This window comes from Streptosporangium sp. NPDC006013, assembly GCF_040614275.1.
In the GTDB taxonomy this organism is placed as follows: domain Bacteria; phylum Actinomycetota; class Actinomycetes; order Streptosporangiales; family Streptosporangiaceae; genus Streptosporangium.
On record NZ_JBEXUE010000955.1, the window covers coordinates 1 to 1304 of the forward strand.

The 1304-nt window shown below is 68.4% G+C and carries 3 protein-coding genes; all 3 read left to right on the plus strand.

Annotated features, from left to right (window positions below):
* Positions 1–133 precede the first annotated feature (133 nt).
* The 3 genes from ABZ260_RS51190 to ABZ260_RS51200 all read left to right on the plus strand — a co-directional run bounded on the left by ABZ260_RS51190 (position 134) and on the right by ABZ260_RS51200 (position 1271).
* On the plus strand, positions 134–604 hold the full coding sequence (locus ABZ260_RS51190; RefSeq protein WP_355633276.1) for a ferritin-like domain-containing protein: 471 nt from the start codon (positions 134–136) through the stop codon (positions 602–604).
* 183 nt (positions 605–787) lie between these two features.
* On the plus strand, positions 788–982 hold the full coding sequence (locus ABZ260_RS51195) for a DUF4236 domain-containing protein (RefSeq protein ID WP_355633278.1): 195 nt from the start codon (positions 788–790) through the stop codon (positions 980–982).
* Positions 983–1055: 73 nt separating this feature from the next.
* Complete coding sequence (locus ABZ260_RS51200; protein ID WP_355633280.1) at positions 1056–1271, plus strand: DUF4236 domain-containing protein; 216 nt, start codon at positions 1056–1058, stop codon at positions 1269–1271.
* Positions 1272–1304: the final 33 nt, after the last annotated feature.

Genomic DNA, 1304 nt, shown 5'->3' on the forward strand with positions numbered 1-1304 from the left:
CGTTGCGGGTGGTCTGGTCGGCGGCCGGGACCGCGCACGGCTTTCCTCCCGACGCCAGGCTGGTACGGCGGATGAGCTGGCGGCACATCTGGACCTGCGAGGCCGCGCACGCCCTGGCCCTGTCGAGATCGCTGTGAGGGCCGACCAGGGACTCGGCGCGGCGCTGGCGGCCGAGCACGCCGCCGTGTACGCGTACGGGGTCATCGGGGCCAGGAGCACGGGGAGGCTGCGCACCGAGATGACGGCGGCCTACAACGCCCACCGCGCCCGCCGTGACCAGCTCCGCGCCATGATCGTCAAGATGGGCGGCACCCCGGCCGAGCCGACCGCGGTCTACGAGCTCCCGGTCACGCCGTCCACGGCGGCGCAGGCGGTGGAGCTGGCCGTGCTGGTCGAGCGGAGGGTGACCGGCGCCTACCTGGAGCTGGCGGCCTCCGCCGACACGGCACTGCGCAAGATGGCCGCGCTGGCCATGCAGGAGTGCGTCACCCGCTCCTACAACCTGCGCCCGGAGATCGACACCTTCCCCGGCATGCCGCCCGCGCCCGCCACCTCCCCCAGCACCTCACCCACCACCACCTCCACGGCGACCGCCGCCGAGTGACTTTCACCGATGGCCGCTTTCCCGGAGTAAGGATTTCCCGGAGTGACGGGCCGGTCGGCCCGGTATCGATGCCTGGCCACGGCCCCCGTGTTCATGAGATGAGATTCAAACCCGCTTTCGAGCATGTTTGTACGGCGCCTGCCGGGTAGCTGAATCTCCGTGAAGCACGCCTGAGGAGGAGTAATGGGCTGGGGATACCGGAAATCCATGAAGTTCGGTCCGTTCCGTCTTAACCTTTCGCGGAGTGGAGTGGGTCACAGCTGGGGAAACCGTGCCTTCAGAGTCACCAAGACGGCAGACGGGCGCCGCACGCTGAGCGTCAACCTGCCCGGCGGTTTCCACTGGCGCAAGACGCTCGGCGGCGGTGCGCGTCGCTGACGGGCGTTTCCCGGGAACCGTTCGCGAACTCCGGTCGTTCTTCTGACACGGCACGAGGTTCGGGGAGAGAACAATGGGCTGGGGATACAGAAAGTCGATCAAAATCGGTCCCTTCCGGATCGACCTGTCTCCACGAGGGGTCGGCCACGGCTTCGGCAATCGCAGATTCCACGTCGCGAGAACTCCCGACGGCCGCAAACACGTCACCGTCAACCTGCCCGGCGGATTCCACGTGGGCAGGACGATCGGCCGGCCGGTCGGCCGGAGTTCCCGTTACCGCCACTACTGAGACGGGGCCACAGACGTGAAGGAGCGGCCCACC

Excerpts from the sequence above, each read along its gene's own strand:
- ABZ260_RS51195 (WP_355633278.1), top strand. The coding sequence starts at position 788 with ATGGGCTGGGGATACCGGAAATCCATGAAGTTCGGTCCGTTCCGTCTT.
- ABZ260_RS51200 (WP_355633280.1), top strand. The coding sequence starts at position 1,056 with ATGGGCTGGGGATACAGAAAGTCGATCAAAATCGGTCCCTTCCGGATC.